Source organism: Streptomyces africanus (assembly GCF_002150735.1).
In the GTDB taxonomy this organism is placed as follows: Bacteria; Actinomycetota; Actinomycetes; order Streptomycetales; family Streptomycetaceae; genus Streptomyces; species Streptomyces africanus.
This window is the reverse complement of the sequence record NZ_MUKA01000642.1, coordinates 1-2,664: the sequence shown is the minus strand read 5'-3', so window position 1 is coordinate 2,664 and position 2,664 is coordinate 1. Positions and strand designations below refer to the sequence as shown.

Annotated in this window: 6 protein-coding genes; 2 read left to right on the top strand and 4 right to left on the bottom strand. The window is 68.1% G+C overall.

The annotated features are described in order from the left end of the window. Positions 1 to 237: 237 nt before the first annotated feature. Both CCL05_RS43030 and CCL05_RS43025 read right to left on the bottom strand, forming a co-directional pair. The gene (locus tag CCL05_RS43030; RefSeq protein ID WP_086565893.1) at positions 238 to 435 is read right to left on the bottom strand and encodes a DUF397 domain-containing protein; all 198 of its coding nucleotides are present in this window, start codon (positions 433 to 435) and stop codon (positions 238 to 240) included. After that, positions 432 to 1,265, bottom strand: coding sequence for a helix-turn-helix domain-containing protein (locus CCL05_RS43025; RefSeq protein ID WP_086565895.1), 834 nt, complete (start codon positions 1,263 to 1,265; stop codon positions 432 to 434). Before CCL05_RS43025 ends, CCL05_RS43030 begins: the two co-directional genes overlap by 4 nt. A 141-nt stretch (positions 1,266 to 1,406) precedes the next feature. On the opposite strand from CCL05_RS43025, the gene CCL05_RS43020 reads away from it, so the two are divergent. Both CCL05_RS43020 and CCL05_RS43015 read left to right on the top strand, forming a co-directional pair. Continuing rightward, positions 1,407 to 1,616, top strand: coding sequence for a hypothetical protein (locus tag CCL05_RS43020; protein ID WP_086565892.1), 210 nt, complete (start codon positions 1,407 to 1,409; stop codon positions 1,614 to 1,616). Then, positions 1,613 to 1,888, top strand: coding sequence for a hypothetical protein (locus tag CCL05_RS43015; protein ID WP_086565891.1), 276 nt, complete (start codon positions 1,613 to 1,615; stop codon positions 1,886 to 1,888). The genes CCL05_RS43020 and CCL05_RS43015 overlap by 4 nt, the downstream gene beginning before the upstream one ends. A 4-nt stretch (positions 1,889 to 1,892) precedes the next feature. Here CCL05_RS43015 and CCL05_RS43010 read toward each other — a convergent pair whose 3' ends face one another. Beyond that, positions 1,893 to 2,291 (bottom strand): PIN domain-containing protein, encoded by a 399-nt coding sequence (locus tag CCL05_RS43010; protein ID WP_086565890.1) that lies wholly within the window; start codon positions 2,289 to 2,291, stop codon positions 1,893 to 1,895. Further along, entirely contained in the window at positions 2,288 to 2,575 is a 288-nt protein-coding gene (locus CCL05_RS43005) for a hypothetical protein (RefSeq protein WP_086565894.1), read from the bottom strand. Before CCL05_RS43005 ends, CCL05_RS43010 begins: the two co-directional genes overlap by 4 nt. Between the last annotated feature and the right edge of the window lie 89 nt (positions 2,576 to 2,664).

The window sequence follows — 2,664 nt, the reverse complement described above, 5'->3', positions numbered from 1 at the left end:
CCCGGCGTGCTGGCGAGGCGCTGCCGCGCCCCTCCCCGCCGGCCGGCTTCTCGAGGGACGTGAGGGTCGACTGCCCTGGGCCCCCGCTTTCCCCGGGCCGCTCGCTCGCTTCTCTCCCGTGCTGGAGCGGCCTGGGTCAAGGGTGGCCCGGAGGGCCATCGCCGAAGGCGACGCGAAGCGCCCTTGAGGCAGGCCGTGGAAGCACGACACTGGCAAAGAAGCGGGCGGCCCCGACAGTTACTTCGTGACGTACGTGAGGAATGAGGCCCAGGGGCTTGCGCCGAACACGAGTATCGGGCCGTCGGGCTGCTTGCTGTCGCGGACGGGGACGGTGTCGGGGTGGCCGTCTGCGACCTCCAGGCAGTTCGTTCCGCCCCCGTCGCTGTAGGACGACTTGCGCCACATGGCGGTGGTGAGGTCAGGGGCTCGGTTCATTCTCTGCACTCCTCCAGAAGGCGCTTGATGAACGCCGTCGACTCCACGGGAGTCAGCGCCGCGTCCCTGACGCGATCGTAGGACAAGCGGAAGTGCAGAACCTTGTCCGGATCCTGGATCAGTGCACCAAAACCGTTGCCCTCCGTCCAGGCAACCGGGTCACCGACGCGCTGCCAGAAGAGCCAGAGGTGGCTGTCCATGAGGTCGTGCACCCCGACCGCGAAGGGCAGTACCTGGATCGCGACGTTCGGCAACTCGGCCGCATCCAGCAGGTGCGACAACTGCTCCGCCCACACCTTCGCATCAGGAACGGGCCGCCGCAGAGCCGCCTCGTCCAGGATCACTCGTACGTCCGGCGCCGACTCGCGGAAGAGCAACTCCTGCCGCCCCATCCGCGCAGCCACCTGTTCCTCGACTTCCTCGCTGTTGCCTGCTGTTGTCTGGGCGCCAGACAACCCTGACAACACCGCACGGGCGTAGTCCTCGGTCTGCAACAGACCCGGCACGCGCAGCTGGAACATCCACATGATCTCGGCCGTGGCCTCAAGGTCCATGAACGCCTTGTACTTGTCCTTGATGACTTCGCGGCGCGCGTCCCGCCACTCACGAACCAGCAGGTCACCGGACCCGTAGTAACTGTCCAGGTCCTCCATGACCGCCCGCTTGGAGAGCCGTTCCCCCTTCTCCAGGCGGCTCAAGTAGCTCTTGTCGTACCCCGTGTCCTCGGACAACTGCCCGAGCGACTTGCCCGCCTGCTCACGCAGGAACCTCAGCGTCCGGCCGAGCGCAGCCCGCCCCGACTCCCGCTCCCCGTCAACCACTTCGCCCACGTCACCCCTCACCGTTGCCTGGAGCGCCAGGCAACACCTGGCCCCTTCCGCCGCGTACGCGCGACCAGTGACGATAAAGCCACGAACGGTAATCACCGCTCGTCAAACCCTGCCTGCCCTGCCCTGAGAAGGGACACTTCCGTGCGCCTGCGTACCGCTGAACTCTGCGAGTCGGTCCTGCTCTTCCTCGTGCGGATCCTGCTGCCCGCCCGGGGGCGTCACCGAGCCACGTCGGCCCCACCCCCGCCGACACGCAGTGCCCTCCCTCTCCCCATCGCCGCCGAGGAGCCCCTGCTGATGGACACCCCGCTCGTACGGCCGTACCTCCACGCCACGGAGGTCTTCGCATGAGGCTGCTCCCCTGGACCGGCACCGACGGCAAGCCCTGTTACCTCAGCACCGACGACCCGGACAGCCTCCTCTCGCGGCTCGCCGACGACATCGAGGCCGCTCAGCTCGCCTCCGCCGAACAGGTCCAGGCCGGCGCCGAGGCCGTACTGCGCGACGCCAAGGCCGGTGAACGCGCCCTGCGTTTCGCGTTGGTCAGGGCCCTGGAGTCGCTGGGAGACGTGCTGCGTGTCGCGGTCAGCCGGGGCGAGCGCATCCCCGAGCACGAGGTGTGACAGGTCAGTGGAAGCCGAGCATCCCGGGGGAGTCGATGTCCACCGTGACGACTCCCGGCGGATAGGCATCCTCTCGGTCCGTCAGCAGGATCGACATCCCCGTGAACTCGGCCCGGGGCAGCGCACAGTACAGGGCGTGGCACCTGTCCGAGCCGCCGTAGCCGTCCCTGACCATCGTTCCGACGGTGACCGCGGAAACCGTCGTGAGGTCGTCGACGACGACCGACGAGAAGGCGAGCACCCGCCCCGCCGCGCCCTCGTCCTCCGACTCGGCCTGCATGAGGCAGAGCGCGGGAATCCGGAGGAAGTCACCCGGGGTGCGCGCCATGTTCCCGGCGAGGAGGTTCAGCGTCTTGTGGCCGTCGGCCAGCGCCCGGGTGGCACCGGTGTCGAGAATGATCACGCGTCCGCACCCCGGGCCGCGCGAGCCTTCTCAGCGGCGATCTTGTAGATGTTGCCGAGTACGTCGGGCGCCTTCTCGAACTCCTCGTCACTGATGTCGACACCGATCACGTCACGGACGACCTGCCGGTCAGCCGCAACGCGCTCCGCCAGCTGCGCCGCCGTCGGCTGCTCCGAAGCCAACTGCTCCACAAGCTGCCCCAGAGTCACCCCACGCTCTTTGGCCACCTGCGCGAGATGGTCTCGGGCCTGGCGGGACACCTGGATGGTCGTGTTGTCTGCCATGGTCACACTGTAGCCGCACCACAGCGCCATGCACCCCGGCCACCGCCCCCCTTCACACGATCGTGTTCAGACCCGGCAACCTTTCCACC